We start from the raw sequence: 23235 nt of genomic DNA on the forward strand, positions 1-23235 counted from the left end.
GTTCGGTCAGTGCGGGGGCGCACCGGGCAGCCGGATGTGCTGCACGTCACCCGCGGCCACGGTAGCCGAGCCGTGGGGTCCGCTCACACGGAGGCGGCCGTCGGGGTCCATCCCGGTGGTCTCGACCTCCTCGCGGGTGCCATCGGGGCGGTGCACCACGATCCGCCGTCCGAGCGTCGAGCAGGCGCGCGCGTAGGCCCGACGGACGCTCTCGGCCTCGAGGCCGCCCGCCGAGATCGCGGTGTGCCACCGTCGCAGGTGGGCGAGCACGGCACCGGCGAGGACCGTCCGGTCGGTCTCGGCACCGACGAGGCGAAGGGAGGTGGCCGTCGCCACGGGCAGGTCACCGCGCTCCTGCGTGACGTTGATCCCGATCCCGACCACGACCCCCACGGAGGGGACGGCCTGGCAGAGGATGCCGCAGACCTTGCGATCACCGTCGCCCGGCAGGAGGACGTCGTTGGGCCACTTGAGCGCGGCGTCCACCCCTTCGTCGGCCAGGGCCGAGCGCACGGCGAGGCCGGCCACGAGCGGCAGCCATCCCGGCGGGGTGACGTGCGGCACGACGACGGACATCGCCAACCCGGCGCCGGGCCGGTCCTCCCAGGCACGATCGAGCCGTCCGCGACCGGCGTTCTGGTGCTCGGCGAGCACCGGGGACCAGAGGATGCCCCGGCGGGTCGCCTCGGTGTTGGTCGACCCGACCTCGTCGAGGTGCACGATCGCCCCCCACCCGTGGTCCGGGGGCAGCACGGCGGTCAGTCGTTGGACATCGATCGGATCGGGCACACCATGAAGGCTAGGCTGCGCACCATGTCCCAGAGCACCGAGACCACCGACTCTCAGGCGATCGGCGGCACAGACGTTCCCGCTGACATCGACATCCACACGACGGCCGGCAAGCTCGCCGACCTCAAGCGTCGCGTGGCCGAGGTCGCCCACGCCGGATCCGATCGCGCCATCGAGAAGCAGCACGGCCGCGGCAAGAAGACCGCACGCGAGCGCCTCGATCTCCTCCTCGACGAGGGGAGCTTCGTCGAGATGGACAAGTACGCGCGGCACCGGTCGACCGCCTTCGGGCAGGAGGCCAACCGGCCCTACGGCGACGGCGTCGTCACCGGGTACGGGACGGTCGACGGTCGCCAAGTGGCGGTCTTCGCCCAGGACTTCACCGTCTTCGGCGGCTCCCTCGGTGAGGTCTTCGGCGAGAAGATCACCAAGGTCATGGACTTCGCGATGAAGATCGGGTGCCCGGTCGTCGGTCTCAACGACTCCGGCGGCGCCCGCATCCAGGAGGGCGTCGTCTCGCTCGGCCTGTACGGCGAGATCTTCAAGCGCAATGTGCACGCCTCGGGTGTCATCCCGCAGATCTCACTGATCATGGGCCCCTGCGCCGGCGGCGCCGTCTACTCCCCCGCCGTCACCGACTTCACGATCATGGTCGACCAGACCTCACACATGTTCATCACCGGCCCCGACGTCATCAAGACCGTCACGGGCGAGGACGTGGAGTTCGAGGACCTCGGTGGCGCCCGCTCGCACAACACCAAGTCCGGTGTCGCGCACTACATGGCGACCGACGAGGACGACGCGATCGACTACGTCAAGGCGCTGCTCGGCTACCTGCCGAGCAACAACCTCGAGGACGCGCCCCGCTTCGGCGACGAGCTGGACCTCGCGGTCAACGACACCGACAAGGTGCTCGACACGATCATCCCCGACTCGCCGAACATGCCGTACGACATGAAGCAGGTCATCGAGACCATCGTCGACGACGGCGACTTCCTCGAGGTGCACCCCCTCTTCTCCCCGAACATGATCTGCGGCTTCGCCCGGGTGGAGGGTCGCTCGGTCGGCATCGTCGCGAACAACCCGATGCAGTTCGCCGGGACGCTCGACATCGGTGCCTCCGAGAAGGCCGCCCGCTTCGTGCGCACCTGCGATGCCTTCAACGTCCCGGTGCTGACCCTCGTGGACGTGCCGGGCTTCCTTCCCGGCACGGACCAGGAGTGGAACGGCATCATCCGCCGCGGCGCCAAGTTGATCTACGCCTACGCCGAGGCCACCGTCCCGCTCGTGACCGTCATCACCCGCAAGGCCTACGGCGGCGCGTACGACGTCATGGGTTCCAAGCACCTCGGCGCGGACATCAACCTCGCGTGGCCGACCGCCCAGATCGCGGTCATGGGCGCGCAGGGCGCCGTCAACATCCTCTACCGCAAGCAGCTCAAGGCCGCCGAGGACGAGGGCCGGGACGTCGAGGAGGCACGCCAGGAGTTCATCACCGCCTACGAGGATGCGCTGGCCAACCCCTACATCGCTGCCGAGCGCGGGTACATCGACACGGTCATCACCCCGAGCAACACCCGCATGAACGTCAGCAAGGCGCTGCGGGCCCTGCAGACCAAGCGGGAGACGCTCCCGCCGAAGAAGCACGGGAACATCCCGCTGTGAGCGCCCTCGGCGAGCACACGGACGGCGGGGCCGAGCAGGAGGCCACCGTCCCGGACGGCTCGGAAGGCCCGGCAGGCCCGCGCATCGAGGTCCTCGGTGACGCCTCTGCGGAGCAGGTCGCCGCGCTCGTCGCGGTCCTCTCCGGGCTGGGTGACGAGGACGAGGAGCCGGCGGGGCCCCCTTCGCGCTGGGCCTCTCGCGAGCGCCTCGTGCGCTCGGCCGTACACCCCTCCCGGGGTGGTTGGCGCGCCTCCGCACTCCCCCGCTGACCCCGGCGGACACGACCTTCTGACGCCCCTCTTGGCCCGCACTCAGCGCGGGCCAAGAGGGGTTTGCGGCACCTCCGGTCCTGGTGCATGCCGTGCGCCGTGGTTCGCAGGATGCACCAGGACCGGAGGCACGAGAAGGGCCTGCGGGTGGCCTCGGTGACGGGAGTCGGGACGGTCGCCCTATCCTGCGGGCATGCCCAGCATCCTGTCCGTCAACATCGGTCGCCCGCTCCGGCAACGCATCCCTGCGGGGCGTCCCACGGGCATTCACAAGCAGTCGGTCGACGTCATCAGTGTCGCCGACCCGGGACCGAAGCGTGTCGTCGACGGCGCCGGGGTGTCCGGGGTGGACGGTGACCACGTGGGCGACGGTCGTCACCACGGCGGCTCGGACCAAGCGGTCTACGCGTTCGCCCGCGAGGAGCTCGACGAGTGGGGACGCACGCTCGGTCGGGACCTGACCCACGGGATGTTCGGTGAGAACCTCACCACGATCGATCTCGACGTCGACGCGGCAGAGGTGGGCGACATCTGGGTGGTGGGCACGTCCGTGCTCGAGGTGCGCGGACCGCGGATCCCGTGTGCGACCTTCGCCGACCGTCTGGGCGAGAGGGGTTGGGTCAAGCGCTTCACCGCGCACGGCCGCACCGGCGCCTACCTGCAGGTCATCGAGCCCGGCGAGATCCGGGCCGGGAACCGCATCAGCGTGCAGCGGTCCGGGTCCGGGGTGGACATCCCCCGTCTGCTGCGTGCCTTCACCGGCGACCGCGATGCCGCGCGGGCGGTGATCGACTCCGGCGTCCTCACCGGTGCCCGACGCGAGGAGCTGCTCGCCCGCCTCGGGTGAGCCTCAGAAGAGCGAGAGCGGATCGGGTCCGTCGGTCGGGCTCGCCGCGGCCGCGGGATGCTCCCGGCGGGCGCCGGGGATCCCCGGGCCGGGGGTGGGAGCGCTCCCCTGCTGCCACGCTGCGGCCGCGCTCGTCGCGAGTCGGTCGGCCTCCTCGTTGAGCTCGTGGCCCGCGTGGCCCTTCACCCACTCGAAGGTGACGGCCCGCCCGGCCATCGCCGCATCGAGCGCCTGCATGATCTCGACGTTGAGGACCGGCTTGCCGTCCTTCTTGCGCCAGCCCTTGCGCTTCCAACCCGGCATCCACGTGGTGATCGAGTTGATGACGTACTTGCTGTCGCAGATGACGTGGAGCTCCTCGTCGAGGTGCGCGGTCTGCTGCAGCAGGTCGAGGACGGCCATGAGCTCGCCCATGTTGTTCGTGCCGTGGGCCCAGCCCCCGCAGTCCCACCGCTCGTCGTCGATGTACCACCCCCAGCCGGCGGGTCCGGGGTTGCCGAGGGCAGATCCGTCTGCGGCGGCGGTGATCGTCATGCAGGCACTCCGTGGGTTGCGTGGGCGGACTGAGGCAGGTGTACCAGACACCGACTCATCCGCTCATGGTCGCCCGTCGTGGCCCGGTCGTGGGTAACGTCCGGGATGTGACCACCGAGCAGAGCCGCCCGCAGACCGCGATCGACCGCATCGCCGAGACCCACTTCGATGCCGAAGTCGCGTTGTCCCCGATCGGGGCCACGTATCTGGGCATCCCCGGCCACGACGAGGACCTCGACGACCTCTCCCCCGACGGCCTCGCCGCCGGGTCCCGCCTGCGTCAGGAGACGCTGGCCGCACTCGATGCCGCGGTCCCGGTCGACGACGTCGACCGCGTCACCCTCTCGGCGATGCGCGAGCGGCTCGGCCTCGCCGAGGAGATCCACCAGGCCGGGCTCGACCTGCGCGAGATCAATGTCATCGCCTCCCCGATGCAGTCGGTGCGGGATGTCTTCGACATCATGCCCACGGCCACGCAGGAGGACTGGGCCACGATCGCCACCCGCATGGCCAAGGTGCCACGTGCCCTGGAGCAGTGGACGCAGTCACTGACCGCCGCCGCGACGAAGGGGGACATCGCCCCCCTTCGTCAGTACGAGCGGTGCATCGAGCAGTGCGCCGACCTCACCTCCCCGGACGGGTACTTCGCCGCATTCCTCTCGGGGGCGGCACTCGACGACGGCACCCCACTGCCCGAGACCCTGACCACCGAGCTGCGGACGGCGGTCGAGTCCGCCGCCACTGGTTACCGCGACCTCGCCACGCGTCTGCAGCCCTTGCGGGAGAAGGCCCCCGAGGCCGATGCGTGCGGCCGGGAGAACTACCGCCTCTACTCGCGGGTCTTCCTCGGCGCGGAGATCGATCTCGAGGAGACCTACGCCTGGGGTCAGGAGGAGCTGGCCCGGATCACCGCGGAGATGGAGTCCGTGGCCGAACGCATCGCGCCCGGCGCCAGCGTCGAGGAGGCCATCGCCGCCCTCGACGCCGACCCGCGCTACCAGCTGCACGGGACCGAGGCTCTGCGCGCGTGGATGCAGACCAAGGCCGATGAGGCGATCGAGCTGCTCGATGCCCACATGGACATCCCCGAGCCGGTGCGCACCATCGAGTGCCGCATCGCCCCGACGCAGACCGGCGGCATCTACTACACCGGCCCGAGCGACGACTTCTCCCGCCCCGGCCGCATGTGGTGGTCCGTGCCGAAGGGGGTCAGCGAGTTCGGCACGTGGCGCGAGCTGACGACCGTGTACCACGAGGGCGTCCCGGGCCACCACCTCCAGGTCGGCCAGACGATCTACCGCAAGGAGCTGCTCAACCGGTGGCGCCGCCTCGCCTCGTGGACCTCCGGGCACGGCGAGGGCTGGGCGTTGTACGCCGAGTGGCTCATGGCCGAGCTCGGGCACATGGACGACCCGGGCGAGCGGATGGGCCTGCTCGACGGGCAGTCGCTGCGTGCGGCCCGCGTCGTCCTCGACATCGGGGTCCACTGCGGTTTCGAGGCACCGGCGGAGGTCGGTGGCGGCGCGTGGGACTACGACAAGGCGTGGGCCTTCCTCTCCGCGCACGCCAACATGGACGAGGGCTTCCTGCGCTTCGAGCTCGACCGCTACCTCGGCTGGCCGGGGCAGGCGCCGAGCTACAAGCTCGGCGAGCGCCTCTGGCTGCAGCTGCGCGAGGAGACCGCGCGACGTGAGGGCGAGGCCTTCGACCTGCGGGCCTTCCACCGGCGGGCTCTCGATGTCGGCTCGGTCGGGCTGGACACCCTGCGCGACGCCATCCTCGAGCCGCGATGAGCGTCAACTCACAGACGCCAGCAGCTGCTCGCCCGGTTCCTGCCCGCGAAGCGCTTCTCGAAGAAGTACATCGACTTCTCGACGTGCGGTACGAATCCACCGACGTGGGTCGGGACCAGCCCGGCGTTGAAGCTCACCCGTGCGTTCTTGTCGCACCAGTCGCTGCCCAGCTGCTTGCCGACCGCGTAGGGGATGACATCGTCCCCGATCGCGTGGTTGATGACGACCGGGGCGCTCGGGGTCCGTTTGCCGATCCGCTGCTCCTCGATCGCCGACGTGAAGGGCTCCTCGGAGAGCAGTGACGACAGGCTCTTGCCGCTCGCCGTATAGGTGCTCGAGTCCTTGAACGAGTAGTCGAGGAGGTTGAACACACAGGCGTTCTCGACCGTCGAGACCAGGTCCTTGCCGTCCTCGTTGAGGTAGGTGCTCGGGTCGATGTGCTCGGCCTGTGCCACGCCGAGCAGAGCAAAGGTCGCGAAGGCCATGTAGAGGCCGCTGTCGATGTTCGCCCCGACCTTGCCCAGGTCTGCCGGCGGGGCCCCGATGGCCGAGCCCTTGATGTTCAGGTCCGGCGCATAGCTGCTGGCGAGCTCGGCCGCCGACGCCGCCGCGCCACCCCCTTGGGAGTAGCCCATGAGGCCCACCGGGTTGGTGTTGGTCAGGCCGCTGGCCTTGAGGTTCTTCGCGGCGCGGGCCATGTCGAGCGTCGCGCGGCCCTGGGCCTCCCGCACCATGTAGGTGTGCGTGCCGGGGGTGCCGAGCCCCTGGTAGTCGGTGACGCCGACGGCATACCCGCGGCCGACGGTGCGGGCGATGCCGATGCCCTCGTACTCGACGAGGTTCTCCATCTGCTGGGAGGGGGCGCACCTGTCGCCCATGCCCTGGGTGCCCGCGGCGTAGGAGATCAGGGGACGCTCGGACCGGCCGAGGTAGTTCGCCTTCGGGACGAAGACCGTCCCGGTCACGGCGATCGGCGTGCCGTCGGAGTCGGTCGAGGAGTACATGACCCGGGTCGCGGTCACGGCCGTGGACGACAGGTCCAGCGGGTCGAGGAGGAAGGGAGCCCGTTCCGTGCGGATGATCGTGCCCGGCGTGCTCGGGATGGTGGCCGGCGGCTCGTAGAAGGCCGGACGTTCCGGCTCCGGGGTGTTCGTCAGCGTCTGCGCGCCGGCGGTACCGGGAGTGTCATCGGGGCCGGCGCTGGCCTGACCGGCGAGCGGCAGCGCGACCGCCACGCTCAGGGCCGAGGCGGCGAGGGCACGCGTGGAGATCGAGATCATGGGGCACAAGTTACCGAATGGTCAGTAGTTCGGCGAGGCGAGAGGATGTGGTGGTGCACTCACTCCTTCTCGCCTCCGCCTCCCCCGCCCGTCGCGCTCTCCTGCAGGCCGCGGGCATCGACCCGCGGGTCATCGTCAGTGAGGTCGACGAGTCCGCGGTCGAGGCCGCGGCGCGCTCCGCCGACCCCGACCTCTCCGCCGCAGGCCTGGCCCAGCTCCTCGCCGAGGCGAAGGGGGCAGCCGTGCACGCGGGCCTGGGACGCGATGACGCCGACCCGGGTGAGGCACGACTTGTCCTTGCGTGTGACTCGGTGCTCGAGGTCGGGAACCGGGTCCACGGCAAGCCGGGCACCCGAGAGGTGGCCCGCCGCCGCTGGCAGGAGGAGCTGCGCGGCAGGAGCGGCGTGCTCCACACCGGCCACTCACTCATCGACCTGGCGACCGGGCGCTCCGTCGGGTCCCCGGCGAGCGCAACGGTCCACTTCGCCGACCTGGACGACGCCGAGCTCGACGGCTATCTCGACACCGACGAACCGCTCCACGTCGCCGGTGCCTTCACCCTCGACGGGCTGGGCGCTCCCTTCGTCGAGTCGATCGAAGGGCACCCGAGCACCGTCATCGGGTTGTGCCTGCCGCTGCTGCGGCGACTGGTGGCCGACCTCGGTGTCGCGTGGTGGGACCTGGCCACCACGACGGATCACACCGGCGGGATGCCCCGTCGCCGGGTCGAGAAGGTCCGCTCCCGCCCACGGGCGTGACGCAGGCGGGTGAGGAGCTCGTCACGCAGCTCCTCCGGCTCGATGACCTGGTCGAGGACCAGGTCGGCAGCCAGTCGCTCGAGGTCGACGTCCTCCTCGTACTCGGCACGCTTGGCCGCGATGAACTCGTCGCGCGCGGCCTCCCCCTCGTCGGCGAGCACCTGGGCGATCGTGTTGGCGTAGACGGCGTTGACCGCCGCCTCCGGCCCCATGACGGCGATGCGTGCCGTCGGCAGCGCGATCGTCGCATCGGGGGCGAAACCGGGACCGCCCATGGCGTAGAGCCCCGCACCGTAGGCCTTGCGGACGACGACGCAGAACTGGGGGACGGTCGCCGACGCCACGGCGGAGACCATCTTCGCGCCGTGACGGATGATGCCGCCGCGCTCGACCTCGGAGCCGATCATGAAGCCCGGCACGTCGGCCAGGTAGACCAGCGGGATCGAGTAGGCATCGCACAGCCAGATGAAGCGCGCGGCCTTGTCGGCGCTGTCGGTGAAGAGCACCCCACCCTTGGCCATCGAGTTGTTGGCGACGATGCCGACGGTCTCGCCCGCCATCCGGCCGAGGCCGACGACGAGCTCGGGAGCGAAGAGGGCCTTGACCTCGAAGAAGGAGTCGTCGTCGACGAGTCCGTCGATGACCTCGTGGACGTCGAAGGGCTGGGACTCGCGCTCCGGGATGGTCGCGGCCGTCAGCTCGGCGGACGGCGCCTCCGGCGCGTACGACGGGAGCTCGCTGCGCCAGTTGAGCGGGAGGTAGCTCAGCCACAACCGGGCGGTCTCGATCGCCTCGGTGTCGTCGGCGACGAGGACGTCACCGACACCACTGACGGTGCAGTGCATCCGCGCGCCGCCCATCTCGTCGAGCGAGACCTTCTCCCCCACGACCATCTCCGCCATGCGCGGGCTGCCCAGGTACATCGAGGCATTGCCCTCGACCATGATCACGAGGTCGGTGAAGGAGGGGATGTAGGCGCCGCCCGCGGCGCTGGGGCCGAAGAGGCAGCAGATCTGCGGGACCTTGCCCGAGAGGGCGACCTGGTTGTGGAAGATGTGGCCGGCGCCGCGGCGACCGGGGAACATCTCGACCTGGTCGGTGATCCGCGCGCCCGCCGAGTCGACGAGCCAGAAGACCGGCAGCTCCTCGCGCAGCGCGGTCTCGGTCGAGCGGACGATCTTCTCCACCGTGCGCGCGCCCCACGAGCCGGCCTTGACCGTCGGGTCGTTGGCGATGATGATCACCGGTCGCTCGTCGACGAGGGCGCGGCCGGTGACGACACCGTCGGCGGGCAGACCCCGGGCCAGTGCGTTGGCGTACCTCCCGTCCTCGACGAAGGAACCCTCGTCGACCAGCAGGGCGATCCGGTCACGGACGTAGAGCTTGTTCTGCGCCTCGAGCTTGGCAGCAGCCTTCTCCGACGGTCGCTCGGAGGCGGCGCGCGCCTCCCGCAGGCGCCGACGGACGTCCTCGACCTTGGGGTCCAACGGATAACTGGTCATGATGCTCCCCTTCGTGGTCCTTCAACGCGCCTCAGGGCGGCGCCGTCGCTCCTCATGCCGGCAGACCGAGGTGCCGGGCGATGACCATGCGCTGGACCTCCGAGGTGCCCTCGCCGATCTCGAGGATCTTCGCATCACGGTAGAAGCGCGCCACCGGGTACTCCTCCATGAAGCCGTTGCCGCCGAAGACCTGCGTCGCGATGCGGGTCGCGCTCACGGCGGCCTCGGAGGTGTAGAGCTTGGCGATCGAGGCGGCCTTGGCGACCTCCTTGGCGGAGCGGCGGCCGCGGTCGGCCTCGTCCTTGAGCCACGCGGCCTTGTAGGTGAGCACGCGCGAGGTCTCGGCCATGACGGCCAGGTCGGCGACCTGGAAGGAGATGCCCTGGTTGGCGCCGATGGGCCGCCCGAAGGAGGTGCGGGTGTTGGCGTACTCCGTGGCGAGCTCGAGCATGCGCTGGGTCAGGCCCGTCGCGAGCGCGGCGATGGCGATCCGGCCGTCGTCGAGGGTCTTGAGGAACTGGCGGAAGCCCTGGCCCTCGTCGCCGACGAGGTGGTCCGCCGGGACACGGCAGCCCGAGAAGCTCAGGCCGTGGGTGTCGGAGATGTTCCAGCCGAGCTTGTCGTTGGGCGCCTCGACGGTGAAGCCGGGCGTGCCGCTCGGGACGATGATCGCGGAGATCTGCGGACGACCCTCGTCGCTCGTCCCGGTGCGGGCGGTGACGGTGACGAGCGAGGTGATGTCGGTGCCGGAGTTGGTGATGAAGGACTTGGCGCCGTCGATGACCCAGTCGTCGCCGTCGCGCTTGGCGGTGGTGCGGGTGCCACCGGCGTCGGACCCGGCATCGGGCTCGGTCAGACCGAAGCCGGCGAGCTTCTTGCCGGCGACGAGGTCCGGCAGCCAGGTCTCGCGCTGCGCGTCGCTGCCGTAGGTGAGGATCGGGTTGATGCCCAGACCGACGCCCGCGGAGAGCGTGATGCCGATCGACTGGTCGACGCGGCCGAGCTCCTCGATGGCCACGCACAGGGCGGTGAAGTCGCTCTGCACGACGCCGTCCACCGTCTCCGCCGAGCCGCCGTAGGCCTCGGGGACGACGAGCCCGAAGAGGCCGAGCTGGCCCATCCGCGTGACGACCTCGAGCGGGAGGTGGTGGTCCTTGTCCCACTGGGCGACGTGCGGCTCGACCTCCTTCTCCGCAAAGTCGCGCACGCTGGCGCGGAAGTCCTCGTGGTCCTGCGAGAGCTCGAACATGCCCGGCCTTTCCTTGCGCCCGTCGGGGGAACCGACCCAGCGCCGTTGCTTGACGTTGACGTCAACGTAAAGCATGATCGCGGTCATGACAAGCCGGACGAAGGGGGCGAGCGCTGCGGATGCCCGTGTGCCCGACGAGGGCGAGCGCACGTGGAGCATCCGGGAGGTCGCGGACGAGTTCGGCGTCACCGCCCGCACCGTGCGCCACTACGAGGACATCGGGCTGATCTCCCCCGAGCGGCAGGGCACGACCCGGATCTTCCACCGGCGCGACCGCACCCGGCTGGCCCTGGTGCTGCGCGGCAAGCGCCTCGGCTTCCCCCTCGACGAGATCGCCACGATCATCAACCTCTACGACGCCCCGCGCGGGCGCCGCAGCCAGCTGACGTACGTGCTCGCGCAGATCGGCGAGCGGCGGGCGGACCTGGAGCAACGCCGTCGTGATCTCGACGAGGCCCTCGCCGAGCTGGACGGCTTCGAGCGCAGGTGCCGCGAGGAGCTTCGCGACCACGCCGGGTGACGCCACCCACGGTCGGGGCGCGGGCCGCGGTCCGGCAGACTGCGACCATGGCCCACACCCCGCGCTTCACCTCCGTCGACGACGTCCGAGCGCGGCTGGCCGCCCACGGGTATCTCGCCTCCGACGCGATCGCCACGACGGTCTTCCTGGCCGACCAGCTCGGCAAGCCCCTGCTCGTCGAGGGCCCGGCGGGTGTCGGCAAGACCGCGCTCAGTGCGGCGGTCGCCTCGGCGACGGACGGTGAGCTGATCCGGCTGCAGTGCTACGAGGGCGTCGACGAGGCCCGGGCGCTCTACGAGTGGAACCACGCCAAGCAGCTGCTGCGGATCACCGCCGCCGGGGCGCACCACGACACGAAGGGGGCCGACGAGGCCGACTGGACGTCGGTCAAGGAGGACATCTTCACCGACGAGTTCCTCCTCTCCCGGCCGCTGCTCACCGCGATCCGCAACGAGCACCCGACCGTGCTGCTCATCGACGAGCTCGACAAGGCGGACGTCGAGATCGAGGGACTGCTGCTCGAGGTGCTCTCCGACTTCCAGGTGACGGTGCCCGAGCTCGGCACGATCCGGGCGGCACAGACCCCCTTCGTCGTCCTGACCTCCAATGCCACCCGCGAGCTGTCCGAGGCCCTGCGCCGCCGCTGCCTCTACCTGCACATCGACTACCCGGAGGCCCAGCTCGAGCAGGAGATCGTCGCCCTGACCGTGCCGGACCTCGACGACGCGCTGGCCGGCTCGATCGTCCGGCTCGTCGGGGCCATGCGCGAGATGCGCCTGCGCAAGTCCCCGTCCGTCGCGGAGACGATCGACTGGGCGCGAACCCTGCTCAGCCTCGGCGCCGACGGCGACCTCGACCCGGAGCTCGTGCGCTCGACCCTCGGCGTCGTCCTCAAGCACAAGGAGGACATCGAGCTGACCGACCAGAAGCTGGACCTGGGCCGTGCCCTCGCCTGACGCCCTGGGTGGGCGACTGGTCGAGCTCGGCCGGTCGCTGCGCCGGCACGGCGTGAGCGTGGGCACCTCGGAGGTCACCGACGCCGCTGCCGTGGCGCGGGTGCTCGGGCTGGAGGACCGCGAGCGGCTGCGCGCCGGGACGGCCGCGGCGATGATGCGGCGCTCGGCCGACCGGGCGCTCTTCGACCAGCTCTTCGACATCCACTTCCCCGCCGCCGTCGGCGGGCGGACCGGTCAGCCGGACGACCCGGAGCCGACGGACGTGGTGGGCGCCCGCGAGCGGGCCCGCGCCCTCCGCGAGGAGCTCGTCGAGGCCCTCGCCCGCGGGGACGACGAGGCGCTCGAGCGACTGGCCTCCCGCACCCTCGGCGAGCTCGGGCGCCTGTCGAACGAGTCCACGTCCGGCAGCTGGTCCGCCAACCAGGCCATCGATCGACTCGCCCCGCAGACCGCGATCGCCGCCGCCCTGCACCGGGCCCGGGACGCCGGCGATGTCACCGGTGGGTCCGGGGAGGGCTCGGGGGGCTCCGGCTCCGGGTCCGGCGGGGCCTCCGGTGGAGGTGGCGCGTGGCGGCCCGAGCAGCTGAGCGATCGCTTCGACCGGGACGAGATCCGCAGCCGGGTCGGTGCCTTCCGCCGGCGGATCGAGACCGAGGCCGCCCGGCGCAACGCAGAGGTCCGCGGCCGGGACCGCATCGCCCGCTACGGCGTGCGGGACCCGCTGGAGCGCAAGGACTTCCTGCTCACCGACACGACCGAGGCAGCGCAGCTGCAGGCCGTCATCGCCCCCCTCTCGCGCAAGCTCGCGGCCCGACTCGCCGCCCGGCAGCGCCGTCATGCCCGCGGCGCGATCGACATCCGGCGCACGCTGCGCGCCGCGATGTCGACCGGCGGGGTCCCCGTGCGACCTGCCTACAAGAGACGGCACCGCAGCCGCGCGGACATCGTCCTGCTGTGCGACATGTCGGGGTCGGTGGCGGGTTTCTCGCGGTTCACGATGATGTTGCTGCAGTCGCTCGCGGGGGTCTTCCGGCGGGTGCGCTTCATCGGCTTCGTCAACGTGTGCGACGACATCACCGAGCTGGTGCGCCAGTCCCAGGTCGGCGAGGACATCAGCGAGCGCGTCTCACGGGAGGCAACGATGACCCGCTGGCACGGGTCGAGTGACTACGGCTCGGCCTTCGTCGACGCCCTCGAGCACCACGTCGACGCCATCGGTCCGCGCTCGAGCGTCCTCATCCTCGGGGACGCCCGCACCAACGGCACCGACCCGCAGGTGGCCGCTCTGCGCGAGCTCGTCGCCCGCGCCAAGCACGCCGCCTGGCTCAACCCCGAGCCGGTGCGCATGTGGGACACGGGAGACTCCGTCGCCGGACGCTACGCCGAGGTCGTCGACATGCACGAGGTGCGCAACATCGACCAGCTTCGGCAGTTCATCTCCCGACTCCCCGTCACCTGATCCCCCTTCGCCCGCCACCGCCGCCCACGAAAGGTGGCTGGCCACAGCTGGTATCGCCAGCAGCGGCTCGTGGTGTGGCTGACCACACGAAGGGTGGCCGGCCACACCTCGTCGTGCCCGGCCGGATCTCCAGAGGATCTCCAGATCGCCCACCGGAGATCCCCCGGGCGGGCTGCCTAGATTGAGTCCATGACCGGCACCGCGACCCCACCACCACCTCGCATCCTCGTCGTCGAGGACGACCCGACGATCAACCAGGCACTGGCCGACCGCTTCGAGGCGGAGGGCTTCGCCGTGGTGCGGGCGCACGACGGGCCGGCCGCGGTCGCGGCCTTCACCGAGCACCGCCCCGAGGTCGTGCTGCTGGACCGGATGCTGCCGGGCTTCGACGGCCTCGAGGTCTGCCGGCGCATCCAGGCGGAGCGTCCCGTGCCCGTGCTCATGCTCACCGCCCGCGACGAGGAGAGCGACGTCCTCGTGGGCCTTGGTGTCGGCGCCGACGACTACCTCACCAAGCCCTTCCGGATGCGCGAGGTCGTCGCCCGGGTCCGCGCCCTGCTGCGGCGGGTCGAGCGCGCCTCCCAGCTGCACGAGGGCGAGGGCGAGGTCCTCGCGCACTGCGGCCTGGGTCTCGATGCACGCACCCGCCGGTGCACGGTCGACGGGCACCCGGTGCACCTCACCCCCACCGAGTTCGACGTCCTCGCTCTCCTCGTCCGCGAACCCGGAGCGGTGCTGCGCCGCGAACGGATCACCGCCGACCTCTGGGGCTGGGACGACAGCAGTCGCACCCTCGACAGCCACATGAAGTCCTTGCGGGCCAAGGTCGGGGCCCACCGGATCCGCACCGTCCACGGCGTCGGCTACGCGCTCGACGACGTCGCCGAGCGATGAGTCGCACCGAGCCGCTCCTCGAGCTGACCTCCATCCGCGTCCGGCTCGCGGTCCTCGTCGGCGCGAGCGTCCTCGTCGCTGCCGTCGTCGGCACCGTCGGCACGGACGCCGGTGTCCCGCTCTGGCTCGGGCTCCCCGCGACGATCGCCGTCGCGCTCGTCGTCACCCGGTGGCTCTCCTCGGGCATGACCACCCCCCTTCGCCAGATGACCGAGGCGGCCGACCGGATGGCGCACGGTGACTACCGCGCGCGCATCACGACGACCGGGCGCGACGAGGTCGGGACGCTGGCCCGCGCCTTCACCACGATGTCCAGGGAGCTCGAGGAGGGCGAGGACCACCGCCGCCGGCTCGTCGCGACCGTCGCCCACGAGCTGCGCACTCCCCTGAGCGCCCAGCAGGCGCTGCTGGAGAACCTCGTCGACGGCGTCATCGCCCCGGACGACCGCGCCCTGCGCGCTGCCCTCGCGCAGTCCGAGCGCCTCGGCTCCCTCGTCGCCGACCTGCTCGATCTCTCTCGCCCGGACGGCCGGGGCATCCCGCTCGCGCTGAGTCGGGTCGTCGTGCAGGACCTCCTCGACGAGGCCGTGGCCGAGGCGGCCCTCCAGGGGCGAGAGGTCTCGCTCGTCGCCGACGTCGTGCCCCCCGACCTCACCGTGACCGGCGACCGCGCCCGGCTGGCCCAGATCACCGCCAACCTCCTCGACAACGCCGTGCGCCACAGCCCCGACGGCGGCACGGTCACGATGACCGCCGGCAGCGACTCCGGTCGCTGGTGGCTCACCGTTGCCGACGAGGGGCCGGGGCTGTCCCCCGAGCACGCGGACCGCCTCTTCCATCGCTTCGGCCCCGGCGGCGACGAAGGGGGCGGGACCGGCCTCGGTCTGGCCATCGCCGGGTGGGTCGCCGCCATGCACGGCGGCACGATCCGGGCGCTCGGCCCGACCGGTACGGGAGCCCGGCTGCAGATGAGCCTGCCACTCTCCCCGCCGGAGCAGGCCTCCCCCGCCCCCGGCCCCCTGGCCGCCGTCACGCCCCCTTCGTCCCCCACTCCCGCAGCTGCACCCCCTTCGTCCCCGCTCGCACGGTGGTGGCCGGAGCGCGCCACCACCCCCCGGCCACGACTGCTTCTCGCGGCCCTCGGGGTGGGACTCGTCGCCGCGACCCTCCTGCCCGACCACGCCATCGGCCTCGGGCTGCTCGTCGTCCTCGCCTGCGGCGGCGCCGCGATCTGGTGGGCCTCGCCCCGCCGCGCCACGTCGTGGTCGTGGTCCGCCGCGACGCTCGCCCTGCCCCTCGCCGCGACGACGGTGCTCCGCGACGACGAGGCCGTCAGCTTCGGTGCCGTCGCCATGGCCGGAGTCCTCGCGGCGACCTCCTGCACGGACGCTCGGACGGTGACCGGGATCGCTGCCGCGGTCGTGGCGTGGCCGGCCTCGGCGCTTCGGGGGATCCCGTTGCTCGACCGCACCATCCGGGCGCTCGCCCGGCGGGGCGCGGCGTGGTCGGTCCTGCGCACGGCAGCGGTGAGCCTGGCCCTTCTGCTCGTCTTCGGCGGACTGCTCGCCTCCGCCGATGCCGTGCTCGGCACCTGGGCCGCGCAGATCGTCCCCGACATCGGCGACATGGTGGTCTTCCGGGTCTTCACGCTCGTCTTCTTCGCCGGGGTGACCCTCGCGGGCCTGTACCTCTCGATCAATCCCCCGGAGGTCGACCGGCTGCGGCCCACCGACCTCACCTCGGCGCGCATCCCGGTGCGGGAGTGGCAGATCCCCCTCGGTGTCGTCATCGGCGTCTTCATCGTCTTCATCGCAGCCCAGGCAGCGGCGATGTTCGGCGGACACGACTACGTCCTGCGCACCACCGGGGTCACCTATGCCGAGTCCGCCCGCCAGGGCTTCGGGCAGCTGACGCTCGCCACGGCGCTCGTGCTCCTGCTCATCGGCGGTGTGCGCTCCTGGGGTCGGGCGGTGACCGGGCGCGATCGCCGCTCGATGCAGGTCATGGGCGCGATCCTGTGCCTGCTCACCCTGCTCGTCGTCGGCTCCGCCCTGCGTCGGATGGCGCTCTACCAGGAGGCCTTCGGGTACACGACGCTGCGGGTGGGCGTCGACCTCTTCGAGATCTGGTTGGGGCTCGTGGTGGTCGCGGTGCTCGTCTCGCTCTTCACCCCGACCCGGCGCTGGCTCGGGCGGACCGTGCTCGTGAGCGCCGCCCTGATGACGATCCTGTGGTCCGTGGGCAACTCGAGCGCCTGGGTCGCCGAGCGCAACATCGACCGGTGGGAGGAGACCAGCCGGCTCGACGAGGTCTACCTCGCGTCCCTGCCCGATGACGCGGTCCCCACGATCCACGCGAGCACGCTGCCGCGCGTGACCAGGGCCTGCATCCTCGCTCAGGACACGTCCGGCAGGGACGGGGACGACTCGTTCGCCGGGTGGAACCTCGCCCGGGAGCGCGCCGAGACCATTCGCAGCCAGTACGCGCTGCCGGACCGGTGCGCCCTGACCTCCCGCTGAGCGAAGGGGGGTCAGCCGCAGTTCGTATCGTCAGCCGCACCTCGAGCTGCTGCTGACGATACGAAGTGCTGCCTGCAGTAGTTCGTATCGTCAGGCAGAGCGGGCTCACGATCCGGCCCGCAACTCCTGACGCCGGGTCACGCGTTAGGCTCCGCCCCATGGCCATCAGCAAAGTCCTCATCGCGAATCGTGGCGAGATCGCCGTCCGCATCGCCCGTGCCTGCGCCGACGCAGGCATCGGCTCGGTCGCCGTCTACGCCGAGCCCGACCGTGACGCCCTGCACGTCAAGGTCGCTGACGAGGCGTACGCCCTCGGCGGCACCACCCCCGGCGACAGTTACCTCCTGCAGGACAAGCTCCTCGAGGTCGCCAAGGACTCCGGCGCCGACGCCGTCCACCCCGGCTACGGCTTCCTCGCCGAGAACGCCGACTTCGCCCAGGGCGTCCTCGACGCCGGGCTGATCTGGATCGGACCGGGCCCGCAGGCCATCGACGCCCTCGGTGACAAGGCCAAGGCGAAGCACATCGCGGTCAAGGCCGACGCCCCGCTGGCCCCCGGCACCAAGGACCCGGTCAAGGACGCCGACGAGGTCGTCGCGCTCGCCGAGGAGTTCGGGCTCCCCATCGCCATCAAGGCGGTCTACGGCGGTGGCGGTCGTGGCCTCAAGGTCGCCCGCACCATGGAGGAGATCCCCGACCTCTTCGACTCGGCCGTCCGCGAGGCCGTGAGCGCCTTCGGCCGCGGCGAGTGCCTCGTCGAGAAGTTCCTCGACAAGCCCCGCCACGTCGAGACCCAGTGCCTCGCCGACCAGCACGGCAACGTCGTCGTCGTCTCCACCCGCGACTGCTCGCTGCAGCGCCGCAACCAGAAGCTCGTCGAGGAGGCCCCGGCCCCCTTCCTCACCGAGGAGCAGAACGCCGAGCTCGTCCGCGCCTCCAAGGCCATCCTCAAGGAGGCGGGCTACGTCGGCGCCGGCACCTGCGAGTACCTCGTCGCCCAGGACGGCACGATCTCCTTCCTCGAGGTCAACACCCGCCTGCAGGTCGAGCACCCCGTGACCGAGGAGGTCACGGGCATCGACCTCGTCCGCGAGATGCTGCGCATCGCCGACGGCGAGGAGCTCGGGTACGACGACCCGCCCGCCCGTGGTCACTCCTTCGAGTTCCGGATCAACGGCGAGGACGCCGGACGCAACTTCATGCCCGCCCCCGGCACGGTGACGAAGATGCGGGTGCCGCACGGCCCCGGCGTCCGTTGGGACGCCGGCATCGAGGAGGGCGACACCGTCGCCGGTGCCTTCGACTCGATGATCGCCAAGCTCATCGTCAGCGGCGCCACCCGTGAGCAGGCGCTGGAGCGTTCCCGGCGCGCCCTGGCCGAGCTGGTGGTCGACGGCATGCCGACCGTCGTCCCCTTCCACCAGGCCATCGTGTCCGACCCGGCCTTCGCGCCCGCGGGTGACGAGCCGTTCTCGGTCCACACCCGCTGGATCGAGACCGAGTTCGACAACCAGATCGCCCCCTACGGCGGCGAGGTCGGCGAGGCTGCCGAGGACGACGGCGAGCGCCAGAAGATCACCGTCGAGGTCGGCGGCAAGCGCCTCGAGGTCGTCCTGCCCGGTGGCCTGTCCCTCGGGGGTGGCGGTGGCGCCGCCAAGAAGAAGGCGCCGAAGCGCTCCGGCGGGGGCAGCGGCGCCGCCGCGGCGTCCGGCGACAGCCTCACTGCGCCCATGCAGGGCACGGTCGTCAAGGTCGCCGTCGAGGAGGGCCAGGAGGTCGCCGAGGGCGACACCGTCGTGGTCATCGAGGCGATGAAGATGGAGCAGCCGATCAACGCGCACCGCGCCGGCACGATCACCAACCTCAACGCCGAGGTCGGGGCCACGGTCAACAACGGCGGTGTCATCGCCGAGATCAAGGACTGATGACCGACTCCCCGGCACGCACCGACGCCGCCCCCGGACCGCCGTCCACCCGGCAGTCCGGGGGCGGCGTCGTCATCGCCGTGCTCGCCCTCTGCGGCACGCTGGTCTCCCTCCAGCAGACGATGGTGCTCCCGCTGCTGCCGGACCTGCCCGACCTCATCGGCACCTCGCCCGGAAATGCCTCGTGGATCGTCACCGCGACCCTGCTGTCGGGCGCGGTCGCCACCCCGGTGATCTCGCGCATGGCGGACATGTACGGCAAACGTCGGATGATCCTCGTGACGCTGGTCATCGTCGCCGTCGGCGCCGCGGTCGGTGGGGTGACCACCGCCCTGCCGCTGCTCATCCTCGCCCGCCTCCTCCAGGGCGTCGGCCTGGCCCTCGTGCCCATCGGCATCGCGACGATGCGCGACGAGCTCGACCCGGAGCAGGTGCCGCTGGCGGTGGCCCTCATGAGCGCGACCCTGGCGATCGGCGCGGGCGCGGGCCTGCCGCTCGGCGGCTTCCTCGCCGAGGCCCTCGACTGGCACGCGGTCTTCTGGTTGCCCGGCGTCCTGGCGGTCCTGATGATCCTCGCCGTGCGCACCGTCGTCACGGAGTCACCCGTGCGCAGCGCCGGCACCTTCGACGTCCGCGGCGCGATCCTGCTCAGCAGCGCCCTGATCCTGCTCCTGCTCGGCATCTCCAAGGGCGCCGAGTGGGGCTGGACCGACCAGCGGACCATCCTGTCGATCCTCGTGGGGGTCGGCCTGCTCGTCGTGCTCGTCCCGATGGAGCTGCGCCGTCCCAACCCCTTGGTCGACATGCGCACGGCCGCCAAGCCGGCAGTGCTGCTGGCCAACATCATCTCGATCCTCATGGGCTTCGGGATGTTCGCGAACATGCTCGTCTCCACCCAGCTCCTCCAGACGCCGTCCGGGACCGGCTACGGCATCGGGCTGGACGCCCTCGACGCCGGACTGTGGATGGCGCCGTCGGCGATCGCCTTCGGTGCGATGGCGCCGGTCTCCTCCTGGTTCACGCGGCGCTTCGGCCCGGAGACGACGATCGCCATCGGGGCGGTCATCATGACCGTGTCCTACGCCGTGCGGGTGCCCTTCAGCGAGACGCTGGCGCAGGTCGCGATCGGCTCGGTGGTCGTATCCGTCGGTACCGCACTGGCCTACTCGGCGCTGCCGACGCTCATCATGCGCTCGGTGCCGGTCACCGAGACCGCAGCCGCCAACGGCCTGAACACCCTGCTGCGCTCGATCGGCACCTCCACGGCCAGCGCCCTCGTCGCGGCGGTCTTCGCGGCGAGCATCGTCGCCACCGGGGCGCAGTACCCGACCTTCGCGTCGATGGCATTGATCTTCCTGCTCGCGTCGGGGGTCTCCGCGCTCAGCGTGCTGCTCATCCTCCCCCTGATGCGCCGTCACGCCGACGGCACCCCGCCGCTCTCCGACGAGCTGACCCAGGTCGACCACGTCGTCCACGGCCGGGTCGAGGACCCGAAGGGCGCCGCCGTGCCGGGCGCGGTCGTCACCGCCCTGGGCGAGAAGGGGTCACACGTGGACTGGGCGCACACCGACTCCGCGGGCAACTTCACCGTCGCCACCGCCGGACCGGCCCGTCACCTCTTCGTCGTCTCCGCGGTCGGCTGGTCCCCGCTGGCCGTCCACACGGAGCTGAGCGACCAGGGGCGGCTGCCTCCCTTCGTCCTCGCGGACCAGCTCACCGTCTACGGCACGGTCCACGACTCCACCGGTCGACCCGCCGGGGACATCTCGGTCGTGGTCACCCGCCGCAGCGGCGGGTCGGTGGACTGGATGCGCTCCGACGCAGACGGTCACTACAGCCTGCCCCTGCCCCGTGAGGGTGAGTACGTGATCACCGCACTGCAACGCGAGACGGGGGCGCTCACGACCCGGCTCGTCGCCGTCTCCGACGGCTCCGTCTGCCTCGACCTGCAGCTGTGCCCACCGGCTCGGTCAGAGCAGGTCGCCTCGGCCGGGACCGCCCGCGACTGACCCGCTGCTCACTCGGGTCGCAGCGGGTGCAGCCGGCGGGCCGCCTCGGCCACCGTGCCGCTCAGCGAGGGGTAGACCGTGAAGGTCGAGGCCACCTGGTCGACCGAGAGCCGGTTCTGCACGGCGAGGGTCACGGGGAAGATCAGCTCGGAGGCCCGTGGGGCGACGATGACACCACCGACGACGATGCCGGTCCCCCGGTAGGCGAAGAGCTTGACGAAGCCCTCCCGGATGTCGAGCATCTTCGCTCGTGGGTTGCGCGAGAGCGGCATCATCACCGCCTCGATGTCCGTGTTGTCCTCGGCGTCCGCGGCGCTCACGCCGACGGTCGCGATCTCCGGGTCGGTGAAGACATTGGCCGAGACGGCCGACATCCGCAGCGGCGCGACCGCGTCGCCGAGGGCGTGGGCCATGGCCGTGCGTCCCTGCATGGCCGCGACGGACGCGAGGGCGAAGACGCCGGTGCAGTCGCCGGCGGCGTACACGCCACGCACCGAGGTGCGCGAGACCCGGTCGACGACGACGTGCCCGGACTCGCTCACGTCGACACCGACGTCCTCGAGCCCGAGACCGGAGGTCTGCGGGACCGCGCCGACGGCGATGAGCACGTGGCTGCCCTCGACCTCGCGGCCGTCCTCGAGGGTGACGACGACGCCGTCACCGCGGCGCTGCGCCCCGGCCATCCGCGAACGGTTGAGGATGGTCATCCCGCGACGACGAAAGACGTCCTCGATCACGGCGGCCGCGTCCTGGTCCTCCTGCGGCAGGACGAGGTCGCGGGAGGAGACGAGCGTGACGTCCGTGCCGAGACCGAGGTAGGCCTGCGCGAGCTCGGCGCCCGTGACGCCGGAGCCGACGACGATGAGCTTCTCGGGGATCTCGGGGAGGGCGTAGATCTGCTGCCAGGTGAGGATCCGCTCACCGTCGGGGGTCGCGGAGTCGAGCACCCGTGGGGTGGCGCCGGTGCTCACGAGCACGACGTCGGCGTCCAGGGTCTCGCTCCCCGCGTCGGTCTCGACGACGACCCGGCTCGGGGACTCCATGCGGCCGGCCCCGGCGACGACCCGCACGCCGACCTCGGTCAGCCGGGTCTGGATGTCGGCGGACTGGGCGGCGGCGAGGTTGAGCACCCGCTCGTTGATGGCCCCGAGCTCGGCGACGGTCCGCGTCGCGACATCGCCCTCGTGGTCCTCGAGGTGCACGCCCAGCTCGGAGGCGGTTCCCATGTCCCCGAGGTAGTCGGCGGTGGCGATGAGGGTCTTGCTCGGGACGCAGTCGGTGAGCACCGCGGCACCACCGATGCCGTCCCGGTCGACGACGGTGACGGAGGCACCGAGGTGGGCGGCGACGAGCGCCGCCTCATAACCACCGGGGCCGCCGCCGAGGATCACAACAGAGCTGGTTCGTGTCACGCACCCATCCAATCACCCTTGTAGATTGCGCCTGTGACCCAGGACAGCCATACCCCGGACCCCTTCGCCCTCGCCCGTGACGCCGCGGCGGTGATCGCCGACCGCACCGGCGTCGAGAGCCATGACGTGGCGCTCGTCCTCGGGTCCGGGTGGGGCCAGACCGCGGATCTCGTCGGCGAGACGGTCGCGAGGGTCGAGCAGGCCGAGGTACCGGGCTTCTCGGCGGCGGCGGTCGCCGGGCACTCCGGGCAGATGCGCTCGATCGACATCGCCGGCACGGGCCGTCGCGCCCTCGTCTTCGGCACCCGCACCCACTACTACGAAGGGCGTGGCGTCCGGTCCGTCGTCCACGCCGTGCGCACCGCGGCCGCGGCCGGCTGCCGGGCGATCGTGCTGACCAACGGCTGCGGCGGGCTGCGCCCGCAGTGGGGACCGGGGACGCCGGTCCTCATCAGCGACCACCTCAACCTCACCGCCACCTCCCCGATCGAGGGCGCGAACTTCGTCGACCTCACCGACCTCTACTCCCCGCGGCTGCGCGAGCTGGCACGCGAGGTCGACACCGGTCTCGACGAGGCCGTGTACGCCCAGTTCCGCGGGCCGCACTACGAGACCCCGGCCGAGGTGCGGATGGCCGGCATCCTCGGCGCGGACCTCGTCGGGATGAGCACGGCCCTCGAGGCGATCGCCGCCCGCGAGGCCGGGCTCGAGGTCCTCGGTCTCTCCCTGGTGACCAACCAGGCGGCCGGTATCAGCCCGACCCCGCTCGCGCACGAGGAGGTCGTCGCCGCCGGTCAGGCCGCCGCCGAACGCTGCGGGGTCCTCCTCGCGAGCATCGTCGGCCGGATCTGAGGC

General features: G+C 71.5%; 19 protein-coding genes. 13 read left to right on the forward strand and 6 right to left on the reverse strand.

Translation table 11 applies throughout. The features are described from left to right. Positions 1–6: 6 nt before the first annotated feature. Positions 7–789, reverse strand: a complete 783-nt coding sequence (locus ACR9E9_RS14725; RefSeq protein ID WP_435199750.1) for a biotin--[acetyl-CoA-carboxylase] ligase — start codon at positions 787–789, stop codon at positions 7–9. Between the two features lie 24 nt (positions 790–813). On the opposite strand from ACR9E9_RS14725, the gene ACR9E9_RS14730 reads away from it, so the two are divergent. From ACR9E9_RS14730 to ACR9E9_RS14740, 3 genes are all read left to right on the forward strand, one after another. Next, complete coding sequence (locus ACR9E9_RS14730) at positions 814–2454, forward strand: acyl-CoA carboxylase subunit beta (protein ID WP_435199752.1); 1641 nt, start codon at positions 814–816, stop codon at positions 2452–2454. Further along, positions 2451–2723 carry an acyl-CoA carboxylase subunit epsilon gene (locus tag ACR9E9_RS14735; protein ID WP_435199754.1) on the forward strand — a complete coding sequence of 91 codons (273 nt, stop codon included), beginning with the start codon at positions 2451–2453 and terminating at the stop codon, positions 2721–2723. Before ACR9E9_RS14730 ends, ACR9E9_RS14735 begins: the two co-directional genes overlap by 4 nt. Positions 2724–2916: 193 nt before the next feature. Further along, positions 2917–3570 carry an MOSC domain-containing protein gene (locus ACR9E9_RS14740; RefSeq protein WP_435199756.1) on the forward strand — a complete coding sequence of 218 codons (654 nt, stop codon included), beginning with the start codon at positions 2917–2919 and terminating at the stop codon, positions 3568–3570. A gap of 3 nt (positions 3571–3573) precedes the next feature. Here the strand turns inward: ACR9E9_RS14740 and ACR9E9_RS14745 are convergent, their stop codons facing one another. Next, positions 3574–4104: a ribonuclease H family protein gene (locus ACR9E9_RS14745; RefSeq protein ID WP_435199758.1), complete on the reverse strand. Its 531-nt coding sequence runs from the start codon at positions 4102–4104 to the stop codon at positions 3574–3576. Between the two features lie 65 nt (positions 4105–4169). Here ACR9E9_RS14745 and ACR9E9_RS14750 point away from each other — a divergent pair, with 65 nt between their 5' ends. Further along, the gene (locus ACR9E9_RS14750) at positions 4170–5897 is read left to right on the forward strand and encodes a DUF885 domain-containing protein (protein WP_435199760.1); all 1728 of its coding nucleotides are present in this window, start codon (positions 4170–4172) and stop codon (positions 5895–5897) included. A gap of 8 nt (positions 5898–5905) precedes the next feature. Here the strand turns inward: ACR9E9_RS14750 and ACR9E9_RS14755 are convergent, their stop codons facing one another. After that, the gene (locus ACR9E9_RS14755; protein WP_435199762.1) at positions 5906–7177 is read right to left on the reverse strand and encodes a lipase family protein; all 1272 of its coding nucleotides are present in this window, start codon (positions 7175–7177) and stop codon (positions 5906–5908) included. A 53-nt stretch (positions 7178–7230) separates the two neighbouring features. Here ACR9E9_RS14755 and ACR9E9_RS14760 point away from each other — a divergent pair, with 53 nt between their 5' ends. Next, on the forward strand, positions 7231–7935 hold the full coding sequence (locus ACR9E9_RS14760; protein WP_435199764.1) for a Maf family protein: 705 nt from the start codon (positions 7231–7233) through the stop codon (positions 7933–7935). Here ACR9E9_RS14760 and ACR9E9_RS14765 read toward each other — a convergent pair. After that, the gene (locus ACR9E9_RS14765) at positions 7875–9437 is read right to left on the reverse strand and encodes an acyl-CoA carboxylase subunit beta (protein WP_435199766.1); all 1563 of its coding nucleotides are present in this window, start codon (positions 9435–9437) and stop codon (positions 7875–7877) included. The genes ACR9E9_RS14760 and ACR9E9_RS14765 overlap by 61 nt on opposite strands. Before the next feature lie 52 nt (positions 9438–9489). Then, the gene (locus tag ACR9E9_RS14770; protein ID WP_435203669.1) at positions 9490–10686 is read right to left on the reverse strand and encodes an acyl-CoA dehydrogenase family protein; all 1197 of its coding nucleotides are present in this window, start codon (positions 10684–10686) and stop codon (positions 9490–9492) included. An 85-nt stretch (positions 10687–10771) separates the two neighbouring features. Here ACR9E9_RS14770 and ACR9E9_RS14775 point away from each other — a divergent pair, with 85 nt between their 5' ends. The 7 genes from ACR9E9_RS14775 to ACR9E9_RS14805 all read left to right on the forward strand — a co-directional run bounded on the left by ACR9E9_RS14775 (position 10772) and on the right by ACR9E9_RS14805 (position 20968). Beyond that, on the forward strand, positions 10772–11206 hold the full coding sequence (locus ACR9E9_RS14775) for a MerR family transcriptional regulator (RefSeq protein WP_435199768.1): 435 nt from the start codon (positions 10772–10774) through the stop codon (positions 11204–11206). 47 nt (positions 11207–11253) lie between these two features. Beyond that, entirely contained in the window at positions 11254–12162 is a 909-nt protein-coding gene (locus ACR9E9_RS14780; RefSeq protein ID WP_435199770.1) for an AAA family ATPase, read from the forward strand. Next, positions 12149–13621 carry a VWA domain-containing protein gene (locus tag ACR9E9_RS14785; protein WP_435199772.1) on the forward strand — a complete coding sequence of 491 codons (1473 nt, stop codon included), beginning with the start codon at positions 12149–12151 and terminating at the stop codon, positions 13619–13621. The genes ACR9E9_RS14780 and ACR9E9_RS14785 overlap by 14 nt, the downstream gene beginning before the upstream one ends. Positions 13622–13810: 189 nt before the next feature. Further along, a complete protein-coding gene (locus tag ACR9E9_RS14790; RefSeq protein ID WP_435199774.1) occupies positions 13811–14515 on the forward strand; it encodes a response regulator transcription factor in 705 nt (234 codons plus the stop codon). After that, positions 14512–17034 carry a DUF4153 domain-containing protein gene (locus ACR9E9_RS14795; RefSeq protein WP_435199776.1) on the forward strand — a complete coding sequence of 841 codons (2523 nt, stop codon included), beginning with the start codon at positions 14512–14514 and terminating at the stop codon, positions 17032–17034. Before ACR9E9_RS14790 ends, ACR9E9_RS14795 begins: the two co-directional genes overlap by 4 nt. A gap of 158 nt (positions 17035–17192) precedes the next feature. Further along, entirely contained in the window at positions 17193–18959 is a 1767-nt protein-coding gene (locus ACR9E9_RS14800) for a biotin carboxylase N-terminal domain-containing protein (RefSeq protein WP_435199778.1), read from the forward strand. Further along, a complete protein-coding gene (locus tag ACR9E9_RS14805; protein WP_435199780.1) occupies positions 18959–20968 on the forward strand; it encodes an MFS transporter in 2010 nt (669 codons plus the stop codon). Before ACR9E9_RS14800 ends, ACR9E9_RS14805 begins: the two co-directional genes overlap by 1 nt. A gap of 8 nt (positions 20969–20976) precedes the next feature. On the opposite strand, the gene ACR9E9_RS14810 is transcribed toward ACR9E9_RS14805, so the two are convergent. Continuing rightward, on the reverse strand, positions 20977–22380 hold the full coding sequence (locus ACR9E9_RS14810; protein WP_435199782.1) for an NAD(P)H-quinone dehydrogenase: 1404 nt from the start codon (positions 22378–22380) through the stop codon (positions 20977–20979). Positions 22381–22413: 33 nt separating this feature from the next. Between ACR9E9_RS14810 and ACR9E9_RS14815 the strand changes: the two genes are divergently transcribed. Next, the gene (locus ACR9E9_RS14815) at positions 22414–23232 is read left to right on the forward strand and encodes a purine-nucleoside phosphorylase (protein ID WP_435199784.1); all 819 of its coding nucleotides are present in this window, start codon (positions 22414–22416) and stop codon (positions 23230–23232) included. The last annotated feature ends 3 nt before the right edge of the window (positions 23233–23235 follow it).

The organism is Janibacter sp. GS2, from assembly GCF_051200835.1.
Lineage (GTDB): Bacteria > Actinomycetota > Actinomycetes > Actinomycetales > Dermatophilaceae > Janibacter.

Excerpts from the sequence above, each read along its gene's own strand:
- ACR9E9_RS14770 (WP_435203669.1), bottom strand. The coding sequence starts at position 10,686 with ATGTTCGAGCTCTCGCAGGACCACGAGGACTTCCGCGCCAGCGTGCGC.
- ACR9E9_RS14730 (WP_435199752.1), top strand. The coding sequence starts at position 814 with ATGTCCCAGAGCACCGAGACCACCGACTCTCAGGCGATCGGCGGCACA.
- ACR9E9_RS14805 (WP_435199780.1), top strand. The coding sequence starts at position 18,959 with ATGACCGACTCCCCGGCACGCACCGACGCCGCCCCCGGACCGCCGTCC.
- ACR9E9_RS14780 (WP_435199770.1), top strand. The coding sequence starts at position 11,254 with ATGGCCCACACCCCGCGCTTCACCTCCGTCGACGACGTCCGAGCGCGG.
- ACR9E9_RS14750 (WP_435199760.1), top strand. The coding sequence starts at position 4,170 with ATGGTCGCCCGTCGTGGCCCGGTCGTGGGTAACGTCCGGGATGTGACC.
- ACR9E9_RS14755 (WP_435199762.1), bottom strand. The coding sequence starts at position 7,177 with ATGATCTCGATCTCCACGCGTGCCCTCGCCGCCTCGGCCCTGAGCGTG.
- ACR9E9_RS14765 (WP_435199766.1), bottom strand. The coding sequence starts at position 9,437 with ATGACCAGTTATCCGTTGGACCCCAAGGTCGAGGACGTCCGTCGGCGC.
- ACR9E9_RS14745 (WP_435199758.1), bottom strand. The coding sequence starts at position 4,104 with ATGACGATCACCGCCGCCGCAGACGGATCTGCCCTCGGCAACCCCGGA.
- ACR9E9_RS14795 (WP_435199776.1), top strand. The coding sequence starts at position 14,512 with ATGAGTCGCACCGAGCCGCTCCTCGAGCTGACCTCCATCCGCGTCCGG.
- ACR9E9_RS14740 (WP_435199756.1), top strand. The coding sequence starts at position 2,917 with ATGCCCAGCATCCTGTCCGTCAACATCGGTCGCCCGCTCCGGCAACGC.
- ACR9E9_RS14790 (WP_435199774.1), top strand. The coding sequence starts at position 13,811 with ATGACCGGCACCGCGACCCCACCACCACCTCGCATCCTCGTCGTCGAG.
- ACR9E9_RS14775 (WP_435199768.1), top strand. The coding sequence starts at position 10,772 with ATGACAAGCCGGACGAAGGGGGCGAGCGCTGCGGATGCCCGTGTGCCC.
- ACR9E9_RS14800 (WP_435199778.1), top strand. The coding sequence starts at position 17,193 with ATGGCCATCAGCAAAGTCCTCATCGCGAATCGTGGCGAGATCGCCGTC.